We start from the raw sequence: 26199 nt of genomic DNA, 5'->3' as shown, positions 1-26199 counted from the left end.
GAAGGCCGATAGAGAAGCAACGCTTGAGCACGCGCTGTGCTTGACCGGGAGGTTGCACTGCCCCGGTGCGGTGCCGATATCATCGGGAAACCTGTTTGCCAAGTTCGGCAATGAGTTGGCGATGTTAGTTACTCGGAGAGGCTGCGTGCCAGGCTAGCCGCCGCCGGGCGCATTATGGCCACCCGCAGGCACCGGACCACCGCTGGGCGCATGGGCATGGTCGGGGCTGCTGTCCCAATCGATATGGTAGAGGTCGAACCGGCGGTCGCGCAGGTTGCGCACCGTGCCCTCGGCGCGGGCCCAACTGAGGTCGGCGAGGTTGACGTCCGCCATGGTCAGCGTTTCGACATTTTCCGTGGACTCCGCCGCTATGCCGTCGCGGGCAAAGGGCAGGTCGCAGGGCGTCAGGATGGCGCTCTGCGCATATTGGATGTCCATATTGTCGACATTGGGCAGATTGCCGACATTGCCGGACATGACCACATAGCATTGGTTTTCGATCGCCCGGGCCTGCGCACAATAGCGCACGCGCATATAGCCAAGGCGCGAGTCGGTGCAGAAGGGCACGAAGATGATACGCGCGCCCTGATCCACCAGGCGGCGGGCGAGTTCGGGAAATTCGCTGTCATAACAGATAAGGACGCCGATCGGGCCGCAGTCAGTCTGAATCACATCGAGCGAATCGCCGCCCTTGATGTTCCACCAGAAGGCTTCGTTGGGCGTTGGGTGAATCTTTTCCTGCGTATGCACCGATCCGTCGCGGAGGGCGACATAGGCGATATTCTGGATGTCGCCATCATCCGCGCGCGTGGGATGGGAGCCGCCGATGATGTTGATATTATATTCCAGCGCCATCCGCGTCAGTTCCTTTGTCAGGCGCGGGGTGTAGGCGGTCAGCTTGTCTATCGCTTCGAGCGGCGAGAGCTTCTTCGTTTCGAAGGACAGCAGCGGCAGCGTGAACAGTTCCGGGAAGATGATGAAGTCGGACCGATAATCCGCTGCAACATCAACGAAATATTCGATGTTGCGGATAAATTCATCGAAGTCCGCGACCGCGCGCGCCTGAAGCTGGCAGGTGGCGAGGCGGACGCTTTCGACGCCGCGCGGCACCCGCATTTCGGGTGCCTCGTCGGGATCGACATAGGGGTTACGCCAGACGAGATGGGCGGCGTGGCCGTCCGACTGCTTGTCCTCGGGCAGATAATTTTCAAGGACGCCGAGTGGTTCGAACTGGTTCTTGAGCTGGAAGCTGATGACCTGGTCACGCAACCTGCCTTGGACGACCTTGTCGAGATAATCCGCAGGGCCATCGACCCGGCGTTTCGCGCGCATGTAACCTGGCATGCGGCCCGCGATGACGATGCCGTGCAGGTCCAGCTGTTCGGCCAGTTCCTTGCGCTCGTCGTAGAGGCGCTGGCCGATGCGCAGGCCGCGCAGCTTGGGATCGACCGCCATCTCATAGCCGTAGAGCCATTCGCCGGCCGCGCTGTGCCGGGTGCCGAAACCGTTGGCGGTGATTTCCTCCCAATCGTGGAAGGAGAATGCCATCGACCGGCTGACCCGCATCGTCGCGCAATAGCCGACGACCTTGTTGTCGTAGAGCGCGACGAAGCAGCCATCGGGGAAATTGTTGATCTGGCCGCGAAGGGTGGCGAGCGAGTAATTGGCCATGCCGGGATAGACGCGCGCGATCAGCCGCTGAATGCCGCGCACGTCGGAAGGAACCGCGGTGCGGACCTCCAATCGCTTGCGTGTTGCTGTCGTCATCGCCGATCTCCCGCCATGGAAAAGGCGGCGCCGTGGTGCGGCACCGCCTTATTCCGTTTCCGTACTGAATGCCTGGAAGACTGGATCAGTTCCGAGAAATCAGTTCCACTTGCCCATGGCGGTTTCGAGGTTCGCGCGGATCGCCTCGAAGAACTGCTCGGTGGTCATCCATGCCTGATCCGGACCGATCAGCAGTGCAAGATCCTTGGTCATCGCGCCGCTTTCGACGGTTTCAATGCAGACCTTTTCCAGCGTCTCGGCGAACTTGGTGACGTCCGGCGTGTCGTCGAATTTGCCGCGATAGGCCAGGCCCTGCGTCCAGGCGAAGATCGACGCGATCGGGTTGGTCGACGTCTGCTTGCCTTGCTGGTGCTGGCGATAGTGGCGGGTGACGGTGCCGTGCGCGGCTTCCGCCTCGACCGTCTTGCCATCGGGCGAGAGCAGGACGGAGGTCATGAGGCCGAGCGAGCCGAAGCCCTGCGCCACGGTGTCGGACTGCACGTCGCCGTCATAATTCTTGCACGCCCAGACGAAGTTGCCGTTCCACTTGAGAGCGGAGGCGACCATGTCGTCGATCAGGCGGTGTTCGTAGACGATGCCGGCAGCCTTGAACTTGTCGGCGAATTCGGCCTCGAACACTTCCTGGAACAGATCCTTGAAGCGGCCGTCATAGGCCTTGAGGATCGTGTTCTTGGTGGACAGATACACAGGCCAGCCACGCAGCAGGCCATAGTTGAAGCTGGCCTTGGCGAAGTCGCGGATCGATTCGTCGAGATTGTACATGCCCATGGCGACGCCCGCGTCGGGGAATTCGAACACATCGAATTCCAGCTGGTCGCCATTGGTGCCGACCCACTTCATGGTCAGCTTGCCCGGGCCGGGAACGCGGAAGTCGGTGGCGCGGTACTGGTCACCGAAGGCGTGACGGCCGATGACGATCGGGTCGGTCCAGCCGGGGACCAGGCGGGGCACGTTCTGGATCACGATCGGCTCGCGGAAGACGACGCCGCCCAGGATGTTGCGGATCGTGCCGTTGGGCGACTTCCACATCTTCTTGAGCTTGAATTCCTCGACGCGGGCTTCGTCCGGCGTGATGGTGGCGCACTTCACGCCGACGCCATATTGCTTGATCGCATTGGCGCAATCGACGGTGACCTGATCTTCCGTCGCGTCGCGATTCTCGACCGACAGATCATAATATTTGAGGTCGATGTCGAGATAGGGGAGGATGAGGCGCTCACGGATCCACTGCCAGATGATCCGCGTCATTTCGTCGCCGTCGATCTCCACGACAGGGTTTTTGACCTTGATCTTCGCCATGCGCCTCTTCGCCTTCTTCGTTTGGATGGAATTGCGACACGCCCTAGGGAAAGCGGCGGCAATGTTCAACAGCGCAATGGCGGCTGATGGGGCATCGCACTTGCCATGCCCCGGTGCAGGATCGGGCGTTGTCACTGCAAGTGACTGTCCCTAAAGACAGGTGCCATGGAAAATGACGAAATCACCGTCGCCTTGGGCGGCAATGTGAAGTGGCGCTTCCCTACGGTCCATCCGGAGGGGATGAAATTCGGCCTGATCGCCGCCGCGATCACGGCAGTGCTGTTCCTGGTGGGGTGGACGATACCCGGCTGGCTGATGGTGATGGTGACGATCTGGGTGTTCGCCTTCTTCCGCGATCCGGTGCGCGCCGTGCCGCAGGATGAAAGAGCGATCGTCGCACCCGCCGATGGCCTGGTGACGCTGATCCAGCGCGTGCCGCCCCCGCGCGAGATGGCCGGAGCCGACGGCCTTGGCGACCAGCCGATGATCCGCGTGTCGATCTTCATGAGCGTGTTCGACGTCCACATCAATCGCACCCCTATAGGCGGGACGGTGAAGTCGGTGGTCTATATCTCGGGCAAGTTCCTGAACGCAGACCTCGACAAGGCGAGCGAGGATAATGAGCGCCAGCACATATTGGTGGAACGCCATGACGGCTTGCGCGTCGGCTTCACCCAGATTGCGGGGCTCGTGGCCCGGCGGATCGTGCCGTTCGTGAAGCCCGGCGACATGATCGCGGCGGGGCAGCGCATCGGGCTCATTCGCTTCGGCAGCCGCGTCGACGTCTATCTGCCAGCCGGAACGGCGCCGCGCGTCGCGCTGGGGCAAAGGACCGTTGCAGGCGAGACCATCCTCGGCCAGATTGGCGACATGCGGGTCATTTCGGGTATCCAGCAATGAGGCAGCGGCGCGCTATCCCCCGTGGGCTTCGCCGGGGCATCACGCTGCGGATGGTCGCGCCCAATGCCGTCACGGCGATGGCGCTATGCTTCGGCCTGACCGGGGTACGCTATGGCATTTCCGGCGAGTGGGAGAGGGCGGTCCTCTCCATCCTGATTGCAGGCGTGCTGGACGGGCTCGATGGCCGCATCGCCCGGCTGCTGCGTGGAGAAAGCCGATTCGGCGCTGAACTCGACTCCTTGTCGGACTCCATTGCCTTCGGTGTCGCGCCAGCATTGATCCTGTACCTCTGGTCGCTGCAAGCGATGCCGAAATTCGGCTGGATCTTCGCGCTGGCGCATGCACTGTCCTGCGCGCTCCGCCTGGCGCGCTTCAACGCCAATATCGACGCGGACATACAGCCGCATAAGTCGGCGGGTTTCCTGACCGGGGTCCCCGCGCCTGCGGGCGCAGGGCTGGCGTTCGTGCCGCTCTATCTGTGGCTGGTGACGGGCGAAGAACTATTCAGGGCCTGGTATGTGGTGGCGCCCTGGACAGCCTTTACCGCTTTCCTGATGATTTCGAGCATTGCCACCTACAGCTGGTCGGCGCTGCGGCTGCGCAAGCGGATCAGGCTGGAGGCTATTGCGGTCGCCGGACTGCTGGCGGCGCTGCTGCTCACCGATCCCTGGCTCACCTTGCTGGCGATATGTGCGGTTTATCTGGCGACCATCCCGTTCGGGATCATGTCCTATGCTCGCGTCCGGCGGCAGAGGCTGGCAGCCGCGTCCTGACCAGATCAGGTGGCGAAGACGCCCGACGGTGCCACTGCAGGAACAGTGCGCCGGTCCGGGTTCACGCGGCGGCGGCTGATCCGCAGATGATAGACTGGCGGCTGTTGGGTAATGGGTTCGAACAGCAGGGCGGCCGCCATCTTCTCATGATAGAGCGCGAACATGCCGACGATGACGCCTGCGGCCAGAAGGAAGGCCGCGAAAAATACCGTAGCTGCAACAATGGTGAACATGAGACCGCTCACTCTTCCTGTCCTAAGAACCATGGGTTCTGATTGAAGGAGCAAACCGGCCAAGGCTTCGTTTTGTTCCCATGTTCACTATATGTTCTAGTTTCCGGTGCCCGTCAAGTCTTGCGTTGCTGCTCGCCACCCGTTAAGGGCCGCGCCATTCCACATGGGAATCGCACATATCCGGTGCTGATGGCGTGATGCTGCCAGTTCCTGGTTCCCAGAGGTCAAACCGGAAGGAGATAAGATTATGGCGGCACCTGTCGTCACCATGCACCAATTGATCGAGGCTGGCGCCCACTTCGGCCACCAGACCCACCGCTGGAATCCGCGCATGAAGCCGTACATCTTCGGCGAGCGCAACGGCATCCACATCCTCGACCTGTCGCAGACCGTGCCGCTGTTCGGCCGTGCGCTCGACTTCGTGTCGGCGACTGTCGCTGCTGGCGGCAAGGTGCTGTTCGTCGGCACCAAGCGCCAGGCGCAGGACCCGATCGCTGAAGCTGCCCGCAAGTCGGGCCAGCACTTCGTCAACCACCGCTGGCTGGGCGGCATGCTCACCAACTGGAAGACGATTTCGGGTTCGATCAAGCGTCTGAAGACCCTTGAAGAGAAGCTGTCGGGTGACACCCACGGCTTCACCAAGAAGGAAGTCCTTCAGATGACCCGCGAGCGCGAGAAGCTCGAACTGTCGCTGGGCGGCATCCGTGACATGAATGGCATCCCCGATGTCATGTTCGTGATCGACGCCAACAAGGAAGAACTGGCGATCAAGGAAGCCAACACGCTCGGCATCCCGGTCGTCGCGATCCTCGATTCGAACGTCTCGCCCGACGGCATCGCTTTCCCGGTTCCGGCGAATGACGACGCCAGCCGCGCGATCCGCCTCTATTGCGACGCCATCGCCGCCGCCGCCACCAAGGGCAACCGTGGTGCGCAGCAGGCTTCGGGCGTTGACATCGGCGCGCTGGACGAGCCGGAAGCCGAAGAGGTCGCCGTCCAGGCCTGATCCCGCGGTCTTTGAACTGCAAGATTGACAGGCTAGGGCGCGCTCCACCGGACCGCGCCCTAGTCCATATTTGAACCATTAAACTTTAGGAGCCGAAACATGGCCGAGATTACCGCCGCCGCCGTCAAGGAACTGCGCGACCGTTCGGGCGCGGGCATGATGGACTGCAAGAAGGCGCTCGCCGAAGCCAATGGCGACATGGAAGCCGCCGTCGACTGGCTGCGCGCCAAGGGTCTTGCCGCTGCGCAGAAGAAGTCGAGCCGCACCGCTGCTGAAGGTCTGGTCGGCGTTGCCGTCGCGGGCACCAAGGGCGTTGCCGTCGAAGTGAACAGCGAAACCGACTTCGTCGCCAAGAACGACCAGTTCCAGGATTTCGTCCGCACCGTGGCCCAAGTTGCTCTGCAGAGCGGCGCGACCGATGCCGAGACGCTCTCGTCGCAGGCTCACCCGGCCGGTGGCACGATTTCCGAAAAGCTGGTGTCGAACATCGCCACCATCGGTGAGAACCAGACCCTGCGCCGCGTCGGTCAGCTGGAAGTGAGCCAGGGCGTCGTTGTGCCCTACGTTCACAACGCAGCTGCTCCTGGCCTCGGCAAGATCGGCGTGCTGGTCGCGCTGGAAGGCGATGCGCCTGCCGACGTTCTGGAGCCGCTGGGCAAGCAGATCGCGATGCACATCGCGGCTGCCTTCCCGCTGGCCCTGTCGGCTGCCGACATCGATCCGGCCCTGCTGGAGCGTGAGCGCGCGATTGCCGCTGAGAAGGCTGCCGAATCGGGCAAGCCTGCCGAGATTGTCGCCAAGATGGTCGACGGTTCGGTCGCGAAGTACGCCAAGGAAAATGCGCTGCTCAGCCAGCTGTTCGTGATGGACAACAAGACGCCGATCGCCGACGTCGTTGCCAAGGCAGCGAAGGACGCAGGCAAGTCGATCACGCTGAAGAATTATGTCCGCTTCCAGCTCGGTGAAGGCATCGAGAAGGAAACGAGCGACTTCGCGGCTGAAGTTGCTGCGGCTGCGGGCGTCTGATCCCGGCCTGACCTGACAGAGCGTTCGGTTCGGGCGGCGCGTGGGAAGCAACGCTTCTCGACAAGCGGCTCGAACACGCTAAGGACTTCACAGAATGGCGCGCGCTGCCTAAGGTGCGCGCCATTCCTTTGTCTGCTCGAATAGATGGAATTTTACCCCGCATGACTCGTCCGCCGTTCAAGCGCATATTGCTGAAACTCTCGGGCGAAGTGCTGATGGGGCAGGGGCAGTTCGGCATCGAGCCGGAGACGGTGAACCGCGTCGCGACGGAGATCGCGGCGGCCAAGGACGCAGGCTTTGAAATTTGCGTCGTGGTTGGCGGGGGTAATATCTTCCGGGGCCTGGCAGGCGCAGCCAAGGGCTTCGACCGCACCAGCGCCGATTATATGGGCATGCTCGCGACCGTGATGAACGCATTGGCGGTGCAGAACGCCCTGGAAAAGATCGGCTATGACACGCGTGTGCAGTCGGCGATCCCGATGGCGTCGGTGTGCGAGCCCTATATCCGGCGCAAGGCCGTGCGGCACATGGAAAAGGGCCGGATCGTCATCTTCGCGGCGGGTACGGGCAGCCCCTTCTTCACCACGGATACCACGGCGGCGCTGCGGGCGGCCGAGATGAACTGCGACGCGCTGTTCAAGGGCACCAGCGTCGATGGCATCTATGATGCGGACCCAAAACAGGTTCCGGACGCGGCGCGCTATGATCAGATCAGCTTCGACAAGGTGCTGAACGACAATCTCAAGGTGATGGATGCGAGCGCCATTGCCCTGTGCCGCGAAAACAATATCCCCATCGTCGTTTTCAACATCCGCGAAACCGGCAATCTTGCAAAGGTGCTGGCCGGTGACGGGGTTGCGACGATCGTACAAAATCAGGAGCGCTGAAAGACCATGGCTCAATATGACAAGGCCGACCTCGAACGCCGCATGCACGGCGCTGTCGAATCGCTGAAGGGCGATCTCTCCGGCCTGCGCACCGGCCGGGCCAATATCCAGCTGCTCGATCCTGTGACGGTCGAGGTCTATGGCGCCCACATGCCGCTCAACCAGGTGGCGACCGTCTCTGCGCCTGAACCGCGCATGCTGTCGGTGCAGGTCTGGGACAAGAGCAATGTCGGTCCCTGCGACAAGGCGATCCGCTCGGCGGGGCTTGGCCTCAATCCGATCGTCGACGGGCAGACGCTGCGCCTGCCGATCCCGGACCTCACCGAGGAACGGCGCAAGGAACTGGCCAAGCTTGCCAGCAAATATGCTGAAGGCGCGCGCGTCGCCGTGCGCAACGTGCGCCGCGACGGTATGGACAGCCTGAAGACGGACGAGAAGAAGGGCGAGATCAGCGAAGACGAGCGCAAGCGACTGGAAACCGAGGTGCAGAAGCTGACCGATAGCACCATCGCCGACATCGACGCTGCGGCGGCGGCCAAGGAGAAGGAAATTCTCGGTCACTGAGCCGGGGTCCTTGTCCGTGTCCACCACGCTCCGACACTTCTGATGGCCACCCAAGCCAAATCCGACTTCGCTCATGACGGTGCGCCCGGCCATGGTGCGCGGCACGTCGCCATCATCATGGACGGCAATGGCCGCTGGGCAAAGAAACGGTTCATGCCGCGTATCGCCGGTCACAGGGCGGGGGTGGAGGCCGTGCGCAAGGTAGCGCGGGCGGCGCGTGAGCTTGGGCTGGAGTGCCTGACGCTCTACGCCTTCTCGTCGGAAAACTGGAAGCGCCCCGCGGGCGAGGTTGCGGACCTGATGAGCCTGCTGCGGCGCTTCATTGAATCCGACCTCGACGAATTTCATGCCAATGGCGTGCGCTTGCGGGTGATCGGCAACTACCGAGCGCTTGACGCTTCATTGGTCGACATGATCGACGGGGCGGTTGCGCGGACGGCGGGGAACAGCGGCCCGATCGTGGCGATTGCCCTCAACTATGGCGCCCAGGACGAACTTGTCCGGGCGGCACAGGCTATTGCGCTGCGGGTGCGCGCAGGCGAGATCGATCCGGCCGCGATCAGCTTGGAAGATGTGGCGGCAGGGCTCGACACGGCCGATCTGCCACCCCTGGACTTGCTGATCCGCACTTCGGGTGAGCAGCGGCTGAGCAATTTCATGTTGTGGCAGGCCGCCTATGCCGAGCTTTATTTCACCGATACGCTCTGGCCCGATTTCGACGCGCGGGCACTTGCCAAGGCGCTGGATGCCTTTCGCCTGAGGGACCGCCGTTTCGGCGGGCTTTGACCCATGTCGAATGAGCTTCGCATCCGCGCGGTCGTTGGCCTGCTGCTTATCCTTCTTGCCTCCGCCGCGCTCTATTTCGGGGGCTTCTTCTTCTGGCTGTTGCTCGTTGTGGCTGGCGTGCTGATGCAGGGCGAGTGGGGCGATTTGGCCCGTGCATCGCCCGAGCATCGTCGGCTTTCGATGTTCGCGGTCTCCGTGCCGCTGGCGCTACTTTGCCCCTTGGCGGCGGGGCTGTCGTGGACGGCCTTCACCCTTGCGGTGGCGGCCTTTTTCTTCGTTATCCTCGTCACGCGATCAGGCAGGCTGGCGCTCGGCGTGCTTTACGTCTTCGTGCCGGTCGCGGCGCTGATTTTCCTTCGTGAGCAGCAGCCGGGCGGCTTGCTGCTTGCCTTCTGGGCATTATCGCTGGTGTGGGCGACGGACATCGGCGCCTATTTCGCGGGGCGCGCGATCGGCGGACCCAAGCTCGCGCCTCGGGTCAGCCCCTCCAAGACTTGGGCAGGGCTCGGCGGCGGTGTGTTGGCTGCTCTGGTCCTCGGTTTCGTCCTCCACCGCTTCGCCGGATTGCCGATCCAGCTTGCCGCCGCGAGCGGGCTGCTGGCGGTCGCCGCGCAGCTTGGCGATCTGCTGGAAAGCGCGATGAAACGCCGGGCGGGCGTCAAGGACAGCGGCAATCTGCTGCCCGGCCATGGCGGCGTGATGGACCGGCTGGACGGCGTAGTGGCCGCCGCGCCGATTGCCGCTCTCTTCTATCTTTTTCTGGTGTTTCCATGACGCGCAAAGTTTCCATCTTCGGCGCGACGGGCTCCGTCGGCATGTCGACGCTCGACCTCATCCAGCGCGATGCGCAAGCCTTTCAGGTGGTTGCCCTCACCGCCCATAGCGATGTCGATGGTCTCGCCAAGCTGGCACGCGCATGCAGTGCCCAGATGGCGGTGATCGGCGACCCGGCGCGCTATGATGCGTTGAAGTCCGCCTTGGCGGGATCCGGCGTCGAGGCTGCCGCGGGCGAGGCCGCTCTGGTCGAGGCAGCGCAAGCAGGCGCGGACTGGAGCATGGCCGCGATCGTTGGATGCGCAGGGTTGCGGCCGACAATGGCTGCGTTGCAGGCAGGCGGAACGGTCGCGCTCGCCAACAAGGAATCGCTTGTCTCGGCGGGCGCTCTGATGATGGACGCGGCGGTCCAGTCGGGGGCAACCCTGCTGCCCGTCGACAGCGAGCATAATGCCATTTTCCAGTGCCTTGCCGGTAGCCGCCTGCATGACGTGGCAAGGATCATCCTGACCGCGAGCGGCGGCCCCTTCCGCACGCGCAGTCGGGAGGAAATGCGCGACATCACGCCAGCCCAGGCCGTGGCGCATCCCAATTGGTCGATGGGCGCGAAGATCAGCGTCGACAGCGCGACGATGATGAACAAGGGCCTGGAACTGATCGAGGCCGCGCATTTATTCCCGGTTGGTCTGGATCGCATCGAGATATTGGTCCATCCCCAATCGATCATCCACTCTATGGTCGAATATCGCGATCGTTCGACTCTGGCGCAGCTGGGATCGCCGGACATGCGCATTCCGATCGCCAGCGCCCTTGCCTGGCCCGGCCGGATGGAGACACCCTGCCGACCGCTCAACCTCGCGCAGGCAGGGCGCCTCGATTTCGAGGCTCCGGACGAAGTTCGCTTTCCCGCGCTCCGCTTGGCGCGGCAGGCGGCGGAGCAGGGCGGGCTCGCGCCTGCGATCCTGAATGCGGCCAATGAAGTGGCGGTGGCGGCCTTTCTTAAAGAGGCCATCGGCTTCCTTGATATCGCCATGATTGTGGAGGACGTTCTGAACCGCTATAGCGCCCCAGAGCCAAGCGGTATCGACGATGTGCTGGAAGCGGATGCACAGGCGCGACGCATGGCGGGCCAAGTGATGGAAAGATTGACTGCTTGATCCAAAATCCCGGGTTCCTGCTGACGGTCCTCGCCTTTGTAGCGGTCATCGGGCCGCTGGTGTTCGTGCACGAACTCGGCCATTACCTTGTCGGCCGCTGGTTCGGCGTCAAGGCGGAGGCTTTTTCGATCGGCTTCGGCCCGGAACTGGCGGCATGGGTTGATAAGCGCGGCACACGCTGGCGCATCGGTGCACTTCCCCTTGGTGGCTATGTCCGCTTCAAGGGCGACATGAACGCCGCTAGCCAGACGGACCCCGCCTGGCTTCAGCTACCGCCAAGCGAGCGCGCCGAAAGCTTCCCGGCCAAGCCCTTGTGGCAGAAGGCGGCGATCGTCGCGGCGGGGCCGTTCATCAATTTCCTCTTCGCCATTCTCATCCTGTCCACATTCGCGTTCGTTTACGGTGAGAGCCGGACACCCGCCGTCGCGGGGAAGGTGCAGGCCGGTAGCGCGGCCGCTGCGGCGGGCATACAGGCTGGCGATCGCATCCTGTCGCTGAACGGCCGGGAGATGACGACCTTCGACGACCTTCGCCTTTATGCGCAGATCCGTCCGGCAGAGCCGGTGACGATCCTTGTCGAACGATCGGGACGGACGGTCGAAAAGCAGGGCCGGGTCGGTGCAGTTCAGGAGCAGGATGGCTTTGGCAACAGGTTCAAGGTCGGGCGGCTCGGCATTGCTCCCGCGCAGCCGGTGATCGAGCCGGTCGAACTTTGGCGCGCGCCTGCCGTTGCGCTCAAGCAGACCGGGCAGATCATTCGCACGATGGTCGAAACGCTAGGGCAGATATTGGGCGGCGGCCGGTCGGTGAAGGAACTGGGCGGCCCGCTCAAGATCGCAGAGGTTTCGGGCCAGGCGGCAACATTGGGGGTGGAGAGCTTCGTGTTCTTCATGGCTCTCATCTCGATTAACTTGGGGTTCATCAACCTGTTGCCAATCCCCATGCTGGATGGCGGACATCTGCTGTTTTACGGGGTGGAGGCGATACAGCGCAGGCCCGTCAGTGCGCGGGTGCAGGAATGGGCGTACCGATCGGGTCTGGCGGTCCTTTTGGCCATGATGATGCTGGTGACTTTCAACGATTTATCTTCTTTCGGGCTCTGGGAACGCCTGTCCGGCTTGATCGGCTAAGCTGTATCGGGCAGGGAGGCGCGATTTAGCGCCGTGTTTCCCGGCGTGAACGAACATATGCTTTTTGTAAAAGGGTAGAGCGGGTGACAGCGATGATGAGCAGCAAGAGACAGCGCCCGGTTGTCGCGGCCCTTCTGGCAACGACGATGATGGGCGGCCTGTCCGCGGTTCCCGCTCTGGCACAGGACGCGGCGCAGCCTGCCGCTCCCGTTCCGGCCGTCGCGCCCGCAGCCGGCACGATCCGCAGCATCAATGTGGTGGGTCAGCAGCGCCTTGAGCCCGATACGGTGCTATCCTACACCAAGCTTCGCATCGGGCAGCCCTTTACCCAGGAATCGCTCGATCAGGCGCTGCGCGATCTTTACGAAACCGAACTGTTCGCAGACGTTCAGATCCGCAACGACAATGGCGCGCTCACCATTGAAGTGAAGGAAAATCCGGTCATCAACCGCATCGTGCTGGAAGGCAACAAGCGGTTGAAGGAAGACAAGATCCGTCCGGAGATCAAGCTCGCCCCGCGCCAGATCTATACCCGGTCCAAGGTCCGCGCCGATGTCGCCCGCATTATCGAACTTTACCGCCGCCAGGGCCGCTTCGCCGCGACCGTCGAGCCCAAGATGGTGCAGCTCGACCAGAACCGCGTCGATATCGTCTTCGAAATTTCGGAGGGGCCCAAGTCCAAGGTCCGCCAGATCAACATCATCGGCAATGACAAATTCAACGATGGTGAACTGCGCAGCCAGATGGTGACGAAGCAGTCCCGCTGGTTCCGCGTCTTCTCCTCCGGCACCAGCTACGATCCCGATCGCCTGGCCTATGACCAGCAGAAGCTGCGGCAATTCTACCTGACCGAAGGCTATGCGGATTTCCGCGTGATTTCGGCCGTCGCCGAGCTGACGCCCGATAAGCAGGACTTCATCATCACCTATGTGGTTGAAGAAGGTCAGCGCTACAAGTTCGGCGACGTTAAGGTCGAATCCGACATTCGTGACCTGTCGGGCGCGTCGCTCACCAAGACGCTGCCGATGAAGAAGGGCGATTGGTACAACGCCAAGCAGGTCGAGGACACAGTCGATACGCTCAGCCAGACGGCGGGCCTGTTCGGCTATGCCTTTGCCGACGTGCAGCCGGACTTTAACCGCGACAAGGACAGCCTGACGATGGGGATCAATTTCCGCATCGCCAACGCGCCGCGCGTCTATGTCGAACGGGTTGACATCAACGGCAACACGCTGACCCAAGACAAGGTGGTCCGCCGCGAATTCCGACTGGCGGAAGGCGACGCGTTCAACAGCTTCCTCGTCAAGCGCTCGAAGGACCGCATCAACTCGCTTGGCTTCTTCCAGGAAAAGCTGGACATCGAACAGAAGCCGGGCTCGGCGCCCGACCGCATCGTGCTGGAAACCAACGTCCAGGAAAAATCGACCGGCGAGCTGTCGCTGTCGGCAGGCTTCTCCTCGCTGGAGCGCTTCATCGTCGCGGCGTCGATCACGCAGCGCAACTTCCGCGGCAAGGGCCAGGAACTGCGCACCAGCGTCAATTATTCGAGCTATTCCAAGTCGGTCGAAGTGGGCTTTACCGAGCCCTATTTCATGGACAAGAATATCGCGCTGGGCGGCGATATCTATCGGCGTGATTTGAACAGCTTCCGTTATCTCAACAACAATGATCGCGACACAACATACAAGCAGACCACGACCGGGTTCCAGATCCGCGCTGGTGTGCCGATCACCGAATATATGTCGCTGGCGCTGCGCTACAGCCTCAACCTGGATGATGTGAGCCTTGATGAGGACACATATTACACCAACGGGGCTTGCGATCCGATCCTGGCGGGCCGCTATCTCTGCGACGCGATCGGCAAGCGGACGACGTCATCGCTTGGCTATTCGCTGATCTACGACAATCGCGACAACCGCATTCGTCCTACGCGCGGCCATAATGTTGTATTGAGCCAGGATTTCGCGGGCCTGGGCGGCAGCGTCAAATATATCCGCTCGCGTTTCAATGGGTCGAAGTTCTGGCCATTGGGCGGCGGGTTTATCTTCTCGCTTTCGGCTGAGGGTGGATATATTCATTCGCTTGAAGGGGAGCGCCGCGATGCTTCCGGAGCGTTGGTCGACAAGGTGCGCCTGACCGACCGCTTCTTCCTTGGTAATCCGCAAATTCGCGGGTTCGACATTCGTGGGATCGGGCCGCGCATCAAGCGTTACTCTCTGATCCAAGACCCGGATAATCCGGGTGCGTTTATCCGCAACAACGACAATAACAATACCCGGGACGACGCACTCGGCGGCAAGATCTACTATCTTGCGCGTGCGGAAGTGGAAATTCCGCTTGGTTCTGGCGCGCGCGAAATGGGGCTTCGTCCCTCAATTTTCGTGGACGCAGGTGCTGTTGCTGGATTGCGTGATCCTCAAGAGACTAGATTCGGCGGGTTCTGTTCACTCACGCCTCTGCCAAATACCAACAATCCAGCTTTGGCTCCTGTGCGTACGACGAATAATGAACTCGGTAATTGTACCGGGGTTGCCCCTTCGGGATACCAGGCGGCCTATCTCGACGGCACCGGATTTGAAGAAGTTTATCTCGGCGACACGCTCAAGCCGCGCGTGTCCGTGGGCTTTGGCGTCAACTGGAACTCGCCGTTTGGGCCGTTCCGCATCGACATCGCCAAGGCCCTGCTCAAGGAACCAGGGGACGATACTCAGCTCATCAGCTTCAACGTAGGGACTCAATTCTAATGAATAAGATGCTCAAGGCCGCGGCGCTTGCTCTTGCGCCCATGACTGCCATCGCGCTTTCCAGCGTGCCTGCCGCAGCTCAGTCTAAGACCGGGATCGCCGTTGCAGACCTGCAGCGGGCAGTCGCCACCAGCTCGGCTTATACCACCGCGCGCTCGCAGATTCAGACGACCTACAAGGCGCAGATCGACAGCTTCACAGCGCGCAAGAATGCGATCGACGCTGATTTGAAGTCGAAGGGCAGTGCGCTCGAAGCGGCCATGAAGGCTGCGGGCAACAAGCCAACGCCCGCCATCCAGACCCAGTATGAGGCCTATCAGAAGGCGGGTCAGAACGGCCAGGCCGAACTGCAGCGCCTGGGCCAGCCTATCGCGCTCGCCAACGCTTATGTCGAAGAGCAGATTTCGGCCAAGCTGTCGGATGCGCTGAAGTCCGCGATGACGAAGGCGAAGGTGGACCTGATCCTCGCGCCCGACGCGACCGTCTCCTATCAGCCGAGCGTGGATATCACGCAGCAGGTGGTGACGGAGCTCAACGCGCTGGTGCCGAGCGTGGGCATCACGCCGCCTGCGGGCTGGCAGCCCGGCGGCGCGCGCGGTCAGGCGCCGACGCCTGCCGCCGCGGCTCCCGCCAACCCGTCGCAGCAGCCGACCTCGCGCTGATATCGGCCGATGACGGGGGAAGTTGAAGCGGCACCAGCCGCCGTGGGCGCCATCGATATTCGTGGCATCATGGCAGCGCTGCCGCACCGCTATCCGATGCTGCTCGTCGACCGCGTGGCCAATCTCGTGCGCAACGAGAAGATCCACGCGGTCAAGGCCGTCTCGATCAACGAATCATTCTTCCAGGGACATTTTCCTGGCCGCCCGATCATGCCGGGCGTGTTGATCGTCGAAGCGATGGCGCAGGCAGCAGGCGTGCTGACGGTCGAAACGCTTGATCTGCGCGGCTCGGGCAAGCTGGTCTATTTCATGAGCATCGACGGAGCCAAGTTCCGCAACCCGGTGGAGCCGGGCTGCTTGCTCGACCTGCATGTCGAACTGCTCCAGATCCGGGGCCGGGTCTGCAAATTCGTCGGCAAGGCATCGGTGGACGGCAAGCTGTGCGCCGAGGCGAACTTTGTCGCGATGATCGCCGACCCGCCGGAAGACTAAAGGCCGCGCGGGGCTTGCGTTCGTGGGAAATCCCATGTAACCGCGCGCCTTCGCAAGATTTCGCATCCATGGCCGGTCGGAAACCGGCCCATTGACGGAGCAGACCCATGAAGGCCGATACCCACCCCGATTACCACTTCATCACCGTCCAGATGACTGACGGCAGCACCTTCCGCACCCGTTCGACCTGGGGCAAGGAAGGGGACACGATGGCGCTCGACATCGATCCCAAGTCGCACCCGGCTTGGACCGGCGGCCAGCGCCAGCTGGAGCAGGGCGGCCAGGTGGCGCGCTTCAACAAGCGCTTTGGCGGCCTGACGCTGAAGAAGTAATCGCTCGGTCACATGAGCAAATGAAAAGGGCGCCCGACGAGGCGCCCTTTTTTGTGTCTGTAACGAAGACGGCTGCCGGGAAGCTTGATCGCTTTCGACCGCGATCGCCATAGTGCTCAGCCAGTCATCTACCCCAAAGCCGGTCGTTGTTTCCCCGTCGACCGACAAGTAGGCTGGCCCAATGACAAACGATATCAGCCCAAGCTTGCGAATGGTCAGCGGCAGATTTTTCCGGTCTGTTCTCGCAGATCGGGTAGATGACGTCCTTAAGTCACCTAGTCCGGATAGTGCGGGTCGCCATCATCGTCCGGGCCAAGCCGTGCTCTACATGAGTCCGCAACTGGAATGGGCCATGATAGCAGTTTCGGGCTACATCCGAGAAGATGGCCGGCCCCGCGTCGTAGTTCCACTGATCGTAGGCGAAGCACATGTACTTGATCAACGCGATGAACATGCCTGCAGCCTTCTCGGCATCGACCGCGATTTGTCTAATGCGCAGTGGCGACAAGCCTTAATGGCCGGACGGGAGCCTCCATCCTGGCGCAACGCGGATGTGGCGCGTTCGGCGGGCGCGGATGGAATCATCGATCGTTCGCGCATGATTCCAGGCGGATGGCACGTAAATCTATTTCGGTGGAATGAGCTTGGCGGCCCATCTGTATTAGTTGCTGGAAAACCGGTTTTAATTCAGCTTTCAAGCGACGGCCCAAAGTGGGGCTTGTAGTCATCGCTGGACATAACTGTTCTTGGGACTTGGTCTCCCATAAATCACCATCGCGCACATCACCCGTCATCCCATAGGTGATGATGTCGGCATACCGTCCTTAAGCGTGAGCCGCGCGGTCCTCGTCCAGAAACGCTGCCACATCATCCAACACGACGTCCTTCGACAGGAACGTCTTCCCGATGCCTCGCGCCAGCAGGAAGGGTAGAGTGCCTGCCGCCATCTTCTTGTCGTGCAGCATATGGGCCACCAAAGCAGCGCCGTCCGCTTTCACATGGGCGCTGGCAAGATCATGCGGCAGGCCCACCGACTTCAGATGCGCCGTCACCCGATCCGCATCCTCAGGCGCGCACAGCCCCAGCCGCGCGGAATAGCGGAAGGCGAGCGCCATGCCCGCCGCCACGCCCTCGCCATGCAGCAGCAGATCGGAAAAGCCCGTATCCGCCTCCAGCGCATGTCCGAACGTATGGCCAAGGTTCAGCAGCGCGCGACGGCCGGATGTTTCGCGCTCATCATCGGCGACGATAGTCGCCTTCGCACGGACGCTGCGTTCAATCGCGAACTCGCGGGCGTCGCGATCGCCCGTCAGCAGCCGATGCCCCTCAGCCTCACACCATGCGAAAAACTCGGGATCGTCGATCAGGCCATATTTCACGACCTCGGCATAGCCCGCACGCGTTTCACGATGCGGCAGGCTGTCGAGGGTCGACGGATCGATGAGGACGAGGCTCGGCTGATAGAAGCTGCCGATCAGATTCTTGCCCGCGCTCGCGTTGATCGCGGTCTTTCCGCCAACCGAACTGTCGACCTGGGCCAGCAGCGTCGTCGGGACCTGGATGAAGTGGCAACCGCGCTTCAGGATGGACGCGGCAAAGCCCACGAGATCGCCGATCACGCCGCCGCCCAGCGCCACGACATGATCGCCCCGCTCTACTTCCAAATCCAATAGCTGATCGAGCAATTGCTCAAGGTGGCGCCAGCTCTTCGTCTGCTCGCCAGCAGGCAGGATGATGGGCTGAACCGTGACACCAGTGCTGCGCAGGCTGTTTTCCAGCCGGGGCAACTGTGCCTTCGCGACATTGGCGTCGGCCACGACCACCATCCTGCCGCCCCTGGCATAGGAGCCAAGATGACCGGCCGCGCGATCCAGCGCGCCTTGTTCGATCACGATGTCATAGCTGCGCGCATCCAGCGCGACGCGGACTATTGCCATGCCGCCAATTTCTCCAAAATGCTCTCGACCGCCACTTCATGCGGCGCGGCAATGCTCTTCACGTGGATGGGGGCCAACGAGTAGACCGGGTTCCGAACTGCCGCCAATTCGGTCAGCACGACGCGGGGGTCCTTACCTTTCAACAAGGGGCGGCCTTCCCGCCGCGATACCCGATCGACCAGCGTGTCGATGTCGGCGTCCAGCCATATCGCGGTCGCCTGGTCAAGGATCAGGGCGCGCGTATCTTCCTGCATGAATGCGCCGCCGCCGGTGGCGATCACCTTGGGCTCATCGTCCAGCAACCGGGCGATCACCCGTCGTTCGCCATCACGGAAATAGCCCTCGCCATAGCGTTCGAACATTTCCGTGATGGTCATGCCCGCGGCCTTTTCGATCTCTTCGTCAGCATCCACGAAGGCAAGGCCGAGGCGCGCTGCCAGCCTGCGTCCGACCGTCGATTTGCCGACGCCCATCATCCCTATCAGGACGATGGAACCGCGCTTTGACTGCGGAGGCACGGATTTGCTGTTTCGCTGCATTGCGGAGGGGGCTATACATCCCCCCGTCGCGGAGGCAAATCGCAACTTTCCTCAACTAGACGGCTAGGCCGCACAAGGATCCATGAGAAGCAATCGTTCCTTCAGCACCTTCGAAAGCAGCTCACGCCGTCGCGGTACGCGCCTGCCACTCATTCCCATTGTTCTGATCGTCCTGCTTGCGGGTCTCGTTGCGCTGCTTTGGTCGCGTGGCGGCGAACAGCCGCAGCAGCGGGTGGAAAAGACCATTCCCGCCGAAAAGCTGGGCAAATAAGTTCATGCGTCAAAGCCGGGTGAATGCGAAATGGGCGCTGGGGACGCTGGCGTTCGCTCTCGCGCTGCCGGTGATTGCGCAGGAGTCGCCGGAATCTCTCCTGCCCCCGGGCTTCGGAGAGGCGCCTCCGGCACCGCCGGCTTCCGCGCCTCAGCCCGCGCGTCCGGCAACCCCCGGCGCGCCTGTGCCGATGGTTCAGCCTTTGCCGCCCAGCAGCGAAGTACCGTCTGCGGACAACGCCTTGGCGGGCGAGGCAGTGGATGAGCTGTCCGAGGAAGAGCTGGCGGCGCAGAAGCAGAAATATGATCTGCCCCCCGGCGCGCAGCGGTCGCTGGACCGTGTCGGGCCGCTCACGCCCGCGCGGCTCGGCCTGGAACCCGATGCATTTGGCGGCCAATCCGGCCTGTTTCTCGCGACATTGATGAAGGAAACGCGCGCGCCGGTCACGTCGCGCTGGGCGTCCATCCTGCTGCGCCGCGCGCTGCTTTCGGCAACGGACACGCCGCGCGATATCAATGGCGCAGACTGGGTTGCCGAACGGGCGTGGCTGCTGCTGCGGATGGGCGAAGCGGACAGCGCGCGGCTGCTGGTGCAGAGCGTCGATTCCGACAAGTTCACACCGCGCCTCTATGCCGTGGCGATGCAGACCTACTTGGCGGCCGCGGACCCGGCCGGTTTATGTCCGCTTTCGACCGGTGCGCTGCGCTATAGCAAGGAACCCGGATGGGACATGACGCGGGCGATCTGCCCGGCGCTGTCGGGGGATCAGGGGTCTGCCAGTGCGGCGCTCAACCAGGCGCAGCGCCGGGGCGTCGTGCGCGGCGTCGATTATCGCCTGGCAGAGAAGGTCGTCGGCACCGGCTTTAATGCGCGCCGGTCGGTGAAGATCGAATGGGACGGCGTAGATGGGCTGACGGCGTGGCGTTTCGGCCTTGCCACCGCCCTCAATGTTGAAATCCCCGACGCGCTTTACGCCACGGCGGGGCGCCATGTGCGGGCATGGGAAGCGCGCGCGCCTGCATTGAGCGCAGTTCGCCGCCTGCCCGGTTCGGAAGCAGCCGCGCGACTGGGCGTTTTCTCCAGTCAGGCGCTGGTCGGCTTCTATAGCCAGTTGGCCGCCGATGGCGATGCGACCCCCGAAATTGCCGACAAGGTCGATGCGCTGCGCAACGCCTATCGCGCAGGCTCGCCAGGAGAGCGCGTTCAGGGGATGCGGACGCTGTGGCGCGACAATGGCAAGCCTGACTATGTCGGCCTGATCGCGACGGCGAAGGCGGCGGCCGCCTTGCCCGTCACCACGATCGACGCGCGGGAGGCCGCCAATCTGGTCGCGTCCATGCTGACGGCAGGCTATGACCGTAGCGCCGCGCGCTGGAGCGGCATCGCACGGCAGGCGGAGGGCGACGGCGCGGGCGACCTTTGGGCTTTGCTAGCGGTGGGAGCGCCGAGCGCGGTGGTCGACATCAGCGAAGGGCGTGTATCCTCCTTCGCCGATGAGGCTGGCGCGGCAAAAGGCCAGATGTTGATTGCGGCTCTGGCGGGACTTGCCCGGCTGGGTCCGCAGGACAGTGCCTCCCTGGCGCAGGATAATGGCCTGAACCTTGCGGTGAACAGCCGTTGGGCGCGGGCGATCCACCAAGCCGCAGGGCGGGGAGAGAAAGCGACTGTCGCGTTGCTCGCCGCCGTGGGCATGCAGGCGGCGGAGTGGAATCGCCTGCCTGCCGCTCACCTCTATCACATCGTTGCGGCTCTGCATCAGGTCGGGCTCGACCCCGAAGCGCGGATGATCGCGGCGGAGGCGATAACGCGGATTTGAGTCCATGGGAGAGGATGGGGCGCTGATCGGCCGTTTTCTGGAGATGATGGCAGCGGAACGCGGTGCCTCGCGCAATACCTTGCTCGCCTATCGCGCTGATCTGGAAGGTGCGGCCAGGATTTTGGGTGGCCTTTCCGCCGCAAGCAAGGACGCCATTGCGGGGCTTGCCGCCGCCTGGGCGGAACTTTCCGCTTCTTCGGTGGCGCGAAAGGCTTCGGCACTGCGCGCTTTTTACGGCTTTCTGGAAGAAGAAGGGCTGCGCGGCGACAATCCCTCCGCTGCATTGCCGCGTCCGGTCACCCGGCGCCCCCTGCCCAAGATTTTGTCGGCGCAGGAGGTGGAATCTCTCTTCGACCTCATAGAGGAAAAGCTCGCCGTCGCGCATCCGTCGCCGCTCGATCTTCGTCTCTCGGCGTTGATCGAATTGCTTTACGGCTCGGGCCTGCGCGCGACCGAGCTGGTCTCCTTGCCGCGCAGGGCGCTGGCCACCGACCGGCCGTTCCTGATCCTGAAGGGCAAGGGCGCGCGGGAGCGGCTGGTGCCGATATCGGACCGGGCGCGGGCAGCCGTCTCCGCTTGGCTGCCGCATGTGCCCGGGGGCAGCCCTTGGCTCTTTCCCTCAGGCAAGAGCCATTTAAGCCGCATCCGTCTCTATCAACTGGTGAAGCAGCTTGCCGCAGCCGCGGGCATCGCGCCGCAACGGGTGAGCCCCCATGTGTTGCGCCATGCCTTCGCCACGCATCTGCTGGAAGGCGGGGCGGACCTGCGTGCGCTCCAGTCGATGCTTGGCCATGCCGACATCGGCACGACCCAAATCTATACGCATGTCGATAGCCGCCGGCTGGTCGAATTGGTGAACAGCCGCCATCCACTGGCGACGATGCGCCATCGTTTCGTTGACGAAGAAGCGTCTGCGCCCTAACGCCGTCGGCCATGGTTAGCTTTCTGGAATTTGAAAAGCCTATCGCCGAGCTTGAAGCGCGCGTCATTGAGTTGCGAGCGACTGCAAGCGCTGGTGATATCGACATCAGCGGCGAGATCGAGAAGCTGGAGCAGCGCGCCGCCAAGATGCTGGTGGACACCTATGCCAAGCTGACGCCCTGGCAGAAGACACAGGTTGCCCGGCATCCCGATCGCCCGCACTTCAAGGATTATGTCGCGGGCATGTTCGACAATTTCATGCCGCTCGCCGGGGACCGGGCCTTTTCGGATGATCAGGCGATCATCGGCGGCCTGGCGATGCTGGGCGATCGCCGGGTGATGGTGATCGGTCATGAAAAGGGTGACGACACCGCCAGCCGCGTCCGCCACAATTTCGGCATGGCGAAGCCGGAAGGCTATCGCAAGGCGATCCGCCTGATGCAGTTGGCTGACCGGTTCGGCCTGCCGGTCGTGACGCTGGTCGATACGTCGGGCGCTTTCCCAGGCGTTCAGGCGGAGGAGCGCGGCCAGGCTGAGGCTATCGCCCGTTCGACGGAGCAGTGCCTGGCGCTGGGCGTTCCTATGATCGCTGCGGTGGTGGGTGAGGGCGGCTCTGGCGGCGCGGTGGCGCTGGCCGCTGCCAACCGGGTGCTGATGTTCGAACATGCGGTCTATTCGGTCATCTCGCCCGAAGGTTGCGCCTCCATTCTGTGGCGGACCGCGGAAAAGGCGAGCGATGCCGCTACGGCCATGCAGGTGACGGCGCAGCATCTCAAGGGTTTGGGCGTAATTGACCGCATCGTTACGGAGCCGATCGGCGGCGCGCACCGCGAACCTGTGCAGGCGATCGCCAGCCTTGGCGCAGCTATTGGCGAAGAACTGGACTCGCTCGCAGGCCTCGGGCCCCAGGAACTTCGCACCGACCGCGCGGACAAATTTCTAGCCATCGGCGCTTGATCTCGCTCTTCCTGAAGGAACATGCATCCCGGAACCTCGTTTCGTCCGGGTAACAGGTTCAGCATGTGGAGGAGCCGTGAAAAAGGCATTGGCATGGACAAGCGGGGCGATTGCTATCGCGGCCGCCATCGCAGCACCGTCAGTTCTGGGGCAGCAACGCGCGATCCGCACAGTGACGTCGATCAGCCCGCAGGAAAAAGCAAGCGGCGCGAAGCAGCACCCGCAGCTGCTTAATGAATTTGGCGGCGCCTATACTGGCCCTCAGGCGAAATATGCGGAGACGGTGGGCCGTCGCATCGCCGTTCAATCCGGATTGTCCAACGCTCAAGGCGATTTCACCGTAACGCTGCTGAATTCGCCGGTTAACAACGCTTTCGCCATTCCCGGCGGCTATGTCTATGTGACCCGTCAGTTGATGGCGCTGGCCAATGACGAAGCAGAGCTTGCAGGCGTACTCGGCCATGAAATCGGGCATGTCGCGGCTCAGCATGGCCAGCGGCGTCAGCAGGCGGCGCAGCGCAATGCCATCGGCGGAACATTGCTGCAGGTGCTGACGGGGGCTCTGCTAGGCGATTCTGCCTTTGCCGGGTTGCTGCAGAAAGGCATCGGCACCGGCAGCCAGTTGCTGACGCTCAAATTCTCACGCACTCAGGAATATGAGGCGGACGACCTCGGCATCCGTTACCTTGCTTCGGCGGGCTATGATCCTCGGGCGCTATCGTCCATGCTGGCATCCTTGGGTGCTCAGAGCAGCCTGGATGCGCGCGTGATGGGCAATGCCCGGTCTGTTCCCGAATGGGCAAGCACGCACCCCGATCCCGCCTCCCGTGTCGGGCGCGCGGCGCGCAACGCCTCGGCGCAGAAAGCGTCTGCTGGGGCACGCAATCAAGATCAGTTCTTGAAAGCCTTGGACGGCGTTCTTTACGGTGACGATCCGCGGCAGGGTGTGATCGAAGGCAGCCGTTTCCGGCATCCAGACCTGCGCCTGGCGTTCACCGCACCTTCCGGCTTTGGCATGGAAAATAGCGCGAGCGCGGTCTCGATTTCCGGCTCCGGCGGGCAGGCGCAATTTGGTGGCGGCGCTTATTCAGGCGATCTTGGCGCTTATATCGACTCGGTCTTCGCGAAGTTGGGCGGCAGTAGTAGCCGCGTGCCGGAAGGAGATGTGCGCCGCACCACGGTGAATGGCATTCCCGCTGCGTGGCGCAGCATTCGGGCAAATGCCAACTCTACCCAAGTGGATGCTACTGTATTCGCCTATGATTTTGGCGGCGGCAAAGCATATCATTTCCTGCTCCTGACGCCTGCCGGGCAGGGGATAGGGCCATTCGCTCCCCTGGTGCAGTCGGTTACGCGACTCACGTCTCAGGAAGCAGCAGCCATAAAGCCGCGCCGCGTGAATGTGGTTACGGTAAAGGCAGGAGATACCGTGCAGTCGCTCAGCCGGCGAATGGCTTATCCGGATTATCAACTGGAAAGATTTCTCACGATCAATGCGCTCAAGGCTCAGGCAGTGCTTCGTCCTGGTCAGCGGGTGAAGATCATTATTTGAGATCTGGGCCGATCGTGCTGAGCGTGCGAGACAAAAAAAGGCGGCGGGATCGCTCCTGCCGCCCTTTTCTAAAAGATCAGGTCGAAACTTACGTTCCCATGTTGCCCGAAACTTTGTTGAACGTGTTGGTCAGTTTGCCACCGAGGCTGGTCATCGCGCCGATAGCGGCGACAGCGATCAGCGCAGCGATCAGGCCGTATTCGATGGCCGTAGCACCCTTTTCATTCTTCAGCATCTTGCGAACGAACTTCATGTGAAGTCTCCTTGACTTGAATTCCCGTTTAACTACCCAGCCGCCCCGCTAGAAATAGGTCAGCAATGGACGGTTTATGAGGGTTAGGTTGACAAAGCTTTAATATCGTCGAGCAGGTCTGAGATTAATGGTTAATGCGCGAGAACTTCAGTTGCGACGTTGTTCCACATGCCCACGGTCTTGTTTGCGACGTTCGATACTGCAGCGATCATCGCGAGAAAAACGAGGGCCAAGATTAACCCATACTCAACAGCTGTTGCCCCCCGCTGACACTGCAACAATCCCGATCGGGACAGGCGTTTGATCACCCCACGCATTGTACCACCCGTTTATTGCAGACAGTCCCGCTTACCCCTGTAAAAGGGCGACAGTTAACAAACCCCTTTTGCTGGACCGATATGACGACAAATTTCCCGCTTCTGGTCGTTGCTGCAGCGTTGGTCGACGCGGACGGCCGGGTGCTGCTTCAGCAACGGCCCCCAGGCAAAGCGATGGCGGGCCTGTGGGAATTTCCTGGCGGAAAGGTGGAAATGGGGGAGACGCCAGAAGCAGCCTTGATTCGCGAACTGGAGGAAGAATTGGGCATCCGCACCCATGCAAGCTGTCTCGCGCCAGCCGCTTTCGCCAGCGAGGCGCTTGGCGACAGGCACCTGCTGCTCCTGCTCTATGTTTGCCGAAAATGGGAAGGCTTGCCCGAAGCGCGGCACGCTACCGATCTGAAATGGGTGAGGCCCAATCAAATGTATGCGTTGGAAATGCCTCCAGCCGACTTGCCGCTGATCGGCTTGCTCGATTCGCTGATTTGAGAAAGGGGGCAGGCGAACAAGCGCCCACCCACCTTATGAATCAATCTTCCGCAGCTTTGCTCTGAAGCTGGATATAATTCTGGATACCCATGCGTTCGATCATTTCGAACTGGGTTTCCAATGTGTCGACATGCTCTTCCTCGCTTTCGAGGATCGACTGGAACAGGTCGCGGCTGACATAATCGCGTACGGTCTCACAATAGGCGATCGCGTCCTTCAGGACGGGAAGCGCTTCATATTCCAGTGCGAGGTCGGCCTTCAGTACCTCTTCGACCGTTTCGCCAATCTTCAAACGGCCGAGCAGCTGGAAATTGGGCAGCCCGTCGAGAAACAGGATGCGTTCCGCGACCTTGTCCGCATGCTTCATCTCATCGATCGACTCTTCATATTCGAACTTGGCGAGCTTCTCGATGCCCCAATGATCAAGCATCCGGTAATGCAGGAAATATTGATTGATCGCGGTCAACTCGTTCTTGAGGACCTCGTTGAGATAGTCGATGACCTTGGAGTCACCCTTCATGGCGCTGTCCTCCGGCTATTGGAATGAAAGCGTAACTATAGGGTGCGTGATCCGGTTTGTTAACCCGAAAGCCC

Annotated in this window: 29 protein-coding genes; 21 read left to right on the top strand and 8 right to left on the bottom strand. The window is 62.1% G+C overall.

Translation table 11 applies throughout. From position 1 onward, the window contains the following. Positions 1-153: 153 nt before the first annotated feature. Positions 154-1767, bottom strand: coding sequence for a carbon-nitrogen hydrolase family protein (locus MU848_RS10180; RefSeq protein ID WP_247231550.1), 1614 nt, complete (start codon positions 1765-1767; stop codon positions 154-156). A gap of 99 nt (positions 1768-1866) precedes the next feature. Further along, positions 1867-3087, bottom strand: coding sequence for an NADP-dependent isocitrate dehydrogenase (locus tag MU848_RS10175; RefSeq protein ID WP_247231548.1), 1221 nt, complete (start codon positions 3085-3087; stop codon positions 1867-1869). A 165-nt stretch (positions 3088-3252) separates the two neighbouring features. Between MU848_RS10175 and MU848_RS10170 the strand changes: the two genes are divergently transcribed. Together MU848_RS10170 and MU848_RS10165 are read left to right on the top strand one after the other, a co-directional pair. Continuing rightward, on the top strand, positions 3253-3987 hold the full coding sequence (locus MU848_RS10170; protein WP_247231546.1) for a phosphatidylserine decarboxylase: 735 nt from the start codon (positions 3253-3255) through the stop codon (positions 3985-3987). Then, entirely contained in the window at positions 3984-4760 is a 777-nt protein-coding gene (locus tag MU848_RS10165; RefSeq protein ID WP_201513525.1) for a CDP-alcohol phosphatidyltransferase family protein, read from the top strand. The genes MU848_RS10170 and MU848_RS10165 overlap by 4 nt, the downstream gene beginning before the upstream one ends. Positions 4761-4765: 5 nt before the next feature. On the opposite strand, the gene MU848_RS10160 is transcribed toward MU848_RS10165, so the two are convergent. Then, complete coding sequence (locus tag MU848_RS10160; RefSeq protein ID WP_380800618.1) at positions 4766-5005, bottom strand: hypothetical protein; 240 nt, start codon at positions 5003-5005, stop codon at positions 4766-4768. A gap of 235 nt (positions 5006-5240) precedes the next feature. Between MU848_RS10160 and rpsB the strand changes: the two genes are divergently transcribed. The 13 genes from rpsB (at position 5241) to MU848_RS10095 (ending at position 17277) form a co-directional block, all read left to right on the top strand. Continuing rightward, entirely contained in the window at positions 5241-5999 is a 759-nt protein-coding gene (gene rpsB, locus MU848_RS10155) for a 30S ribosomal protein S2 (protein ID WP_097091282.1), read from the top strand. Between the two features lie 99 nt (positions 6000-6098). Beyond that, the gene (gene tsf, locus MU848_RS10150) at positions 6099-7025 is read left to right on the top strand and encodes a translation elongation factor Ts (RefSeq protein WP_097091283.1); all 927 of its coding nucleotides are present in this window, start codon (positions 6099-6101) and stop codon (positions 7023-7025) included. A gap of 161 nt (positions 7026-7186) precedes the next feature. Next, positions 7187-7912, top strand: a complete 726-nt coding sequence (gene pyrH / locus MU848_RS10145) for a UMP kinase (protein ID WP_247231544.1) — start codon at positions 7187-7189, stop codon at positions 7910-7912. A gap of 6 nt (positions 7913-7918) precedes the next feature. Next, entirely contained in the window at positions 7919-8476 is a 558-nt protein-coding gene (gene frr, locus MU848_RS10140; protein ID WP_097091285.1) for a ribosome recycling factor, read from the top strand. Between the two features lie 42 nt (positions 8477-8518). Then, positions 8519-9262, top strand: coding sequence for a polyprenyl diphosphate synthase (gene uppS / locus MU848_RS10135; RefSeq protein ID WP_247231542.1), 744 nt, complete (start codon positions 8519-8521; stop codon positions 9260-9262). Positions 9263-9265: 3 nt separating this feature from the next. Next, the gene (locus MU848_RS10130) at positions 9266-10036 is read left to right on the top strand and encodes a phosphatidate cytidylyltransferase (protein WP_097091287.1); all 771 of its coding nucleotides are present in this window, start codon (positions 9266-9268) and stop codon (positions 10034-10036) included. After that, positions 10033-11193, top strand: a complete 1161-nt coding sequence (locus MU848_RS10125) for a 1-deoxy-D-xylulose-5-phosphate reductoisomerase (RefSeq protein ID WP_247231540.1) — start codon at positions 10033-10035, stop codon at positions 11191-11193. Before MU848_RS10130 ends, MU848_RS10125 begins: the two co-directional genes overlap by 4 nt. After that, on the top strand, positions 11190-12323 hold the full coding sequence (rseP, locus tag MU848_RS10120) for an RIP metalloprotease RseP (protein WP_247231538.1): 1134 nt from the start codon (positions 11190-11192) through the stop codon (positions 12321-12323). Before MU848_RS10125 ends, rseP begins: the two co-directional genes overlap by 4 nt. A 92-nt stretch (positions 12324-12415) precedes the next feature. Then, positions 12416-15067 (top strand): outer membrane protein assembly factor BamA, encoded by a 2652-nt coding sequence (gene bamA / locus MU848_RS10115; RefSeq protein WP_247231756.1) that lies wholly within the window; start codon positions 12416-12418, stop codon positions 15065-15067. Next, positions 15067-15729, top strand: coding sequence for an OmpH family outer membrane protein (locus MU848_RS10110; RefSeq protein ID WP_201513530.1), 663 nt, complete (start codon positions 15067-15069; stop codon positions 15727-15729). Before bamA ends, MU848_RS10110 begins: the two co-directional genes overlap by 1 nt. 9 nt (positions 15730-15738) lie before the next feature. After that, a complete protein-coding gene (fabZ, locus tag MU848_RS10105; RefSeq protein WP_201513531.1) occupies positions 15739-16221 on the top strand; it encodes a 3-hydroxyacyl-ACP dehydratase FabZ in 483 nt (160 codons plus the stop codon). Between the two features lie 107 nt (positions 16222-16328). Next, positions 16329-16553: a 50S ribosomal protein L31 gene (gene rpmE / locus MU848_RS10100; protein WP_097091292.1), complete on the top strand. Its 225-nt coding sequence runs from the start codon at positions 16329-16331 to the stop codon at positions 16551-16553. A 181-nt stretch (positions 16554-16734) separates the two neighbouring features. Then, positions 16735-17277: an RES family NAD+ phosphorylase gene (locus tag MU848_RS10095; RefSeq protein WP_247231536.1), complete on the top strand. Its 543-nt coding sequence runs from the start codon at positions 16735-16737 to the stop codon at positions 17275-17277. Between the two features lie 100 nt (positions 17278-17377). On the opposite strand, the gene aroB is transcribed toward MU848_RS10095, so the two are convergent. Together aroB and MU848_RS10085 are read right to left on the bottom strand one after the other, a co-directional pair. Beyond that, positions 17378-18490: a 3-dehydroquinate synthase gene (aroB, locus tag MU848_RS10090; protein ID WP_247231534.1), complete on the bottom strand. Its 1113-nt coding sequence runs from the start codon at positions 18488-18490 to the stop codon at positions 17378-17380. Further along, positions 18481-19029, bottom strand: coding sequence for a shikimate kinase (locus MU848_RS10085; RefSeq protein WP_201513534.1), 549 nt, complete (start codon positions 19027-19029; stop codon positions 18481-18483). Before MU848_RS10085 ends, aroB begins: the two co-directional genes overlap by 10 nt. An 82-nt stretch (positions 19030-19111) precedes the next feature. On the opposite strand from MU848_RS10085, the gene MU848_RS10080 reads away from it, so the two are divergent. The 5 genes from MU848_RS10080 to MU848_RS10060 all read left to right on the top strand — a co-directional run bounded on the left by MU848_RS10080 (position 19112) and on the right by MU848_RS10060 (position 24546). Further along, complete coding sequence (locus tag MU848_RS10080; RefSeq protein WP_097091295.1) at positions 19112-19300, top strand: hypothetical protein; 189 nt, start codon at positions 19112-19114, stop codon at positions 19298-19300. A 4-nt stretch (positions 19301-19304) separates the two neighbouring features. After that, positions 19305-21116 (top strand): hypothetical protein, encoded by a 1812-nt coding sequence (locus MU848_RS10075; RefSeq protein WP_247231532.1) that lies wholly within the window; start codon positions 19305-19307, stop codon positions 21114-21116. Positions 21117-21120: 4 nt separating this feature from the next. Continuing rightward, positions 21121-22038, top strand: a complete 918-nt coding sequence (locus MU848_RS10070; protein WP_247231530.1) for a tyrosine recombinase — start codon at positions 21121-21123, stop codon at positions 22036-22038. Between the two features lie 11 nt (positions 22039-22049). Further along, complete coding sequence (locus MU848_RS10065; RefSeq protein ID WP_247231528.1) at positions 22050-22994, top strand: acetyl-CoA carboxylase carboxyltransferase subunit alpha; 945 nt, start codon at positions 22050-22052, stop codon at positions 22992-22994. Positions 22995-23070: 76 nt separating this feature from the next. Further along, complete coding sequence (locus MU848_RS10060; protein ID WP_380800610.1) at positions 23071-24546, top strand: M48 family metalloprotease; 1476 nt, start codon at positions 23071-23073, stop codon at positions 24544-24546. An 88-nt stretch (positions 24547-24634) separates the two neighbouring features. Here the strand turns inward: MU848_RS10060 and MU848_RS10055 are convergent, their stop codons facing one another. Together MU848_RS10055 and MU848_RS10050 are read right to left on the bottom strand one after the other, a co-directional pair. Then, positions 24635-24799, bottom strand: a complete 165-nt coding sequence (locus MU848_RS10055) for a Flp family type IVb pilin (protein WP_201513538.1) — start codon at positions 24797-24799, stop codon at positions 24635-24637. Positions 24800-24930: 131 nt separating this feature from the next. Beyond that, entirely contained in the window at positions 24931-25116 is a 186-nt protein-coding gene (locus tag MU848_RS10050; RefSeq protein WP_201513539.1) for a Flp family type IVb pilin, read from the bottom strand. Positions 25117-25197: 81 nt separating this feature from the next. Between MU848_RS10050 and MU848_RS10045 the strand changes: the two genes are divergently transcribed. Then, a complete protein-coding gene (locus tag MU848_RS10045; RefSeq protein ID WP_247231526.1) occupies positions 25198-25605 on the top strand; it encodes a (deoxy)nucleoside triphosphate pyrophosphohydrolase in 408 nt (135 codons plus the stop codon). A 40-nt stretch (positions 25606-25645) separates the two neighbouring features. Here the strand turns inward: MU848_RS10045 and bfr are convergent, their stop codons facing one another. Next, the gene (gene bfr, locus MU848_RS10040; RefSeq protein ID WP_097091301.1) at positions 25646-26125 is read right to left on the bottom strand and encodes a bacterioferritin; all 480 of its coding nucleotides are present in this window, start codon (positions 26123-26125) and stop codon (positions 25646-25648) included. Positions 26126-26199: the final 74 nt, after the last annotated feature.

This window comes from Sphingobium agri (assembly GCF_023051225.1).
In the GTDB taxonomy this organism is placed as follows: domain Bacteria; phylum Pseudomonadota; class Alphaproteobacteria; order Sphingomonadales; family Sphingomonadaceae; genus Sphingobium; species Sphingobium agri.
This window is presented reverse-complemented; position numbering and strand designations above follow the sequence as displayed.

Excerpts from the sequence above, each read along its gene's own strand:
- MU848_RS10180 (WP_247231550.1), bottom strand. The coding sequence starts at position 1,767 with ATGACGACAGCAACACGCAAGCGATTGGAGGTCCGCACCGCGGTTCCT.
- MU848_RS10080 (WP_097091295.1), top strand. The coding sequence starts at position 19,112 with ATGAGAAGCAATCGTTCCTTCAGCACCTTCGAAAGCAGCTCACGCCGT.
- tsf (WP_097091283.1), top strand. The coding sequence starts at position 6,099 with ATGGCCGAGATTACCGCCGCCGCCGTCAAGGAACTGCGCGACCGTTCG.
- MU848_RS10050 (WP_201513539.1), bottom strand. The coding sequence starts at position 25,116 with ATGCGTGGGGTGATCAAACGCCTGTCCCGATCGGGATTGTTGCAGTGT.
- bfr (WP_097091301.1), bottom strand. The coding sequence starts at position 26,125 with ATGAAGGGTGACTCCAAGGTCATCGACTATCTCAACGAGGTCCTCAAG.
- MU848_RS10170 (WP_247231546.1), top strand. The coding sequence starts at position 3,253 with ATGGAAAATGACGAAATCACCGTCGCCTTGGGCGGCAATGTGAAGTGG.
- MU848_RS10045 (WP_247231526.1), top strand. The coding sequence starts at position 25,198 with ATGACGACAAATTTCCCGCTTCTGGTCGTTGCTGCAGCGTTGGTCGAC.
- MU848_RS10175 (WP_247231548.1), bottom strand. The coding sequence starts at position 3,087 with ATGGCGAAGATCAAGGTCAAAAACCCTGTCGTGGAGATCGACGGCGAC.
- aroB (WP_247231534.1), bottom strand. The coding sequence starts at position 18,490 with ATGGCAATAGTCCGCGTCGCGCTGGATGCGCGCAGCTATGACATCGTG.
- MU848_RS10125 (WP_247231540.1), top strand. The coding sequence starts at position 10,033 with ATGACGCGCAAAGTTTCCATCTTCGGCGCGACGGGCTCCGTCGGCATG.
- rpmE (WP_097091292.1), top strand. The coding sequence starts at position 16,329 with ATGAAGGCCGATACCCACCCCGATTACCACTTCATCACCGTCCAGATG.
- uppS (WP_247231542.1), top strand. The coding sequence starts at position 8,519 with ATGGCCACCCAAGCCAAATCCGACTTCGCTCATGACGGTGCGCCCGGC.
- MU848_RS10085 (WP_201513534.1), bottom strand. The coding sequence starts at position 19,029 with ATGCAGCGAAACAGCAAATCCGTGCCTCCGCAGTCAAAGCGCGGTTCC.
- MU848_RS10110 (WP_201513530.1), top strand. The coding sequence starts at position 15,067 with ATGAATAAGATGCTCAAGGCCGCGGCGCTTGCTCTTGCGCCCATGACT.
- MU848_RS10065 (WP_247231528.1), top strand. The coding sequence starts at position 22,050 with ATGGTTAGCTTTCTGGAATTTGAAAAGCCTATCGCCGAGCTTGAAGCG.
- frr (WP_097091285.1), top strand. The coding sequence starts at position 7,919 with ATGGCTCAATATGACAAGGCCGACCTCGAACGCCGCATGCACGGCGCT.
- MU848_RS10130 (WP_097091287.1), top strand. The coding sequence starts at position 9,266 with ATGTCGAATGAGCTTCGCATCCGCGCGGTCGTTGGCCTGCTGCTTATC.
- bamA (WP_247231756.1), top strand. The coding sequence starts at position 12,416 with ATGATGAGCAGCAAGAGACAGCGCCCGGTTGTCGCGGCCCTTCTGGCA.
- MU848_RS10070 (WP_247231530.1), top strand. The coding sequence starts at position 21,121 with ATGGGAGAGGATGGGGCGCTGATCGGCCGTTTTCTGGAGATGATGGCA.
- MU848_RS10075 (WP_247231532.1), top strand. The coding sequence starts at position 19,305 with ATGCGTCAAAGCCGGGTGAATGCGAAATGGGCGCTGGGGACGCTGGCG.
- pyrH (WP_247231544.1), top strand. The coding sequence starts at position 7,187 with ATGACTCGTCCGCCGTTCAAGCGCATATTGCTGAAACTCTCGGGCGAA.
- rpsB (WP_097091282.1), top strand. The coding sequence starts at position 5,241 with ATGGCGGCACCTGTCGTCACCATGCACCAATTGATCGAGGCTGGCGCC.
- MU848_RS10165 (WP_201513525.1), top strand. The coding sequence starts at position 3,984 with ATGAGGCAGCGGCGCGCTATCCCCCGTGGGCTTCGCCGGGGCATCACG.
- fabZ (WP_201513531.1), top strand. The coding sequence starts at position 15,739 with ATGACGGGGGAAGTTGAAGCGGCACCAGCCGCCGTGGGCGCCATCGAT.
- MU848_RS10055 (WP_201513538.1), bottom strand. The coding sequence starts at position 24,799 with ATGAAGTTCGTTCGCAAGATGCTGAAGAATGAAAAGGGTGCTACGGCC.
- MU848_RS10095 (WP_247231536.1), top strand. The coding sequence starts at position 16,735 with ATGACAAACGATATCAGCCCAAGCTTGCGAATGGTCAGCGGCAGATTT.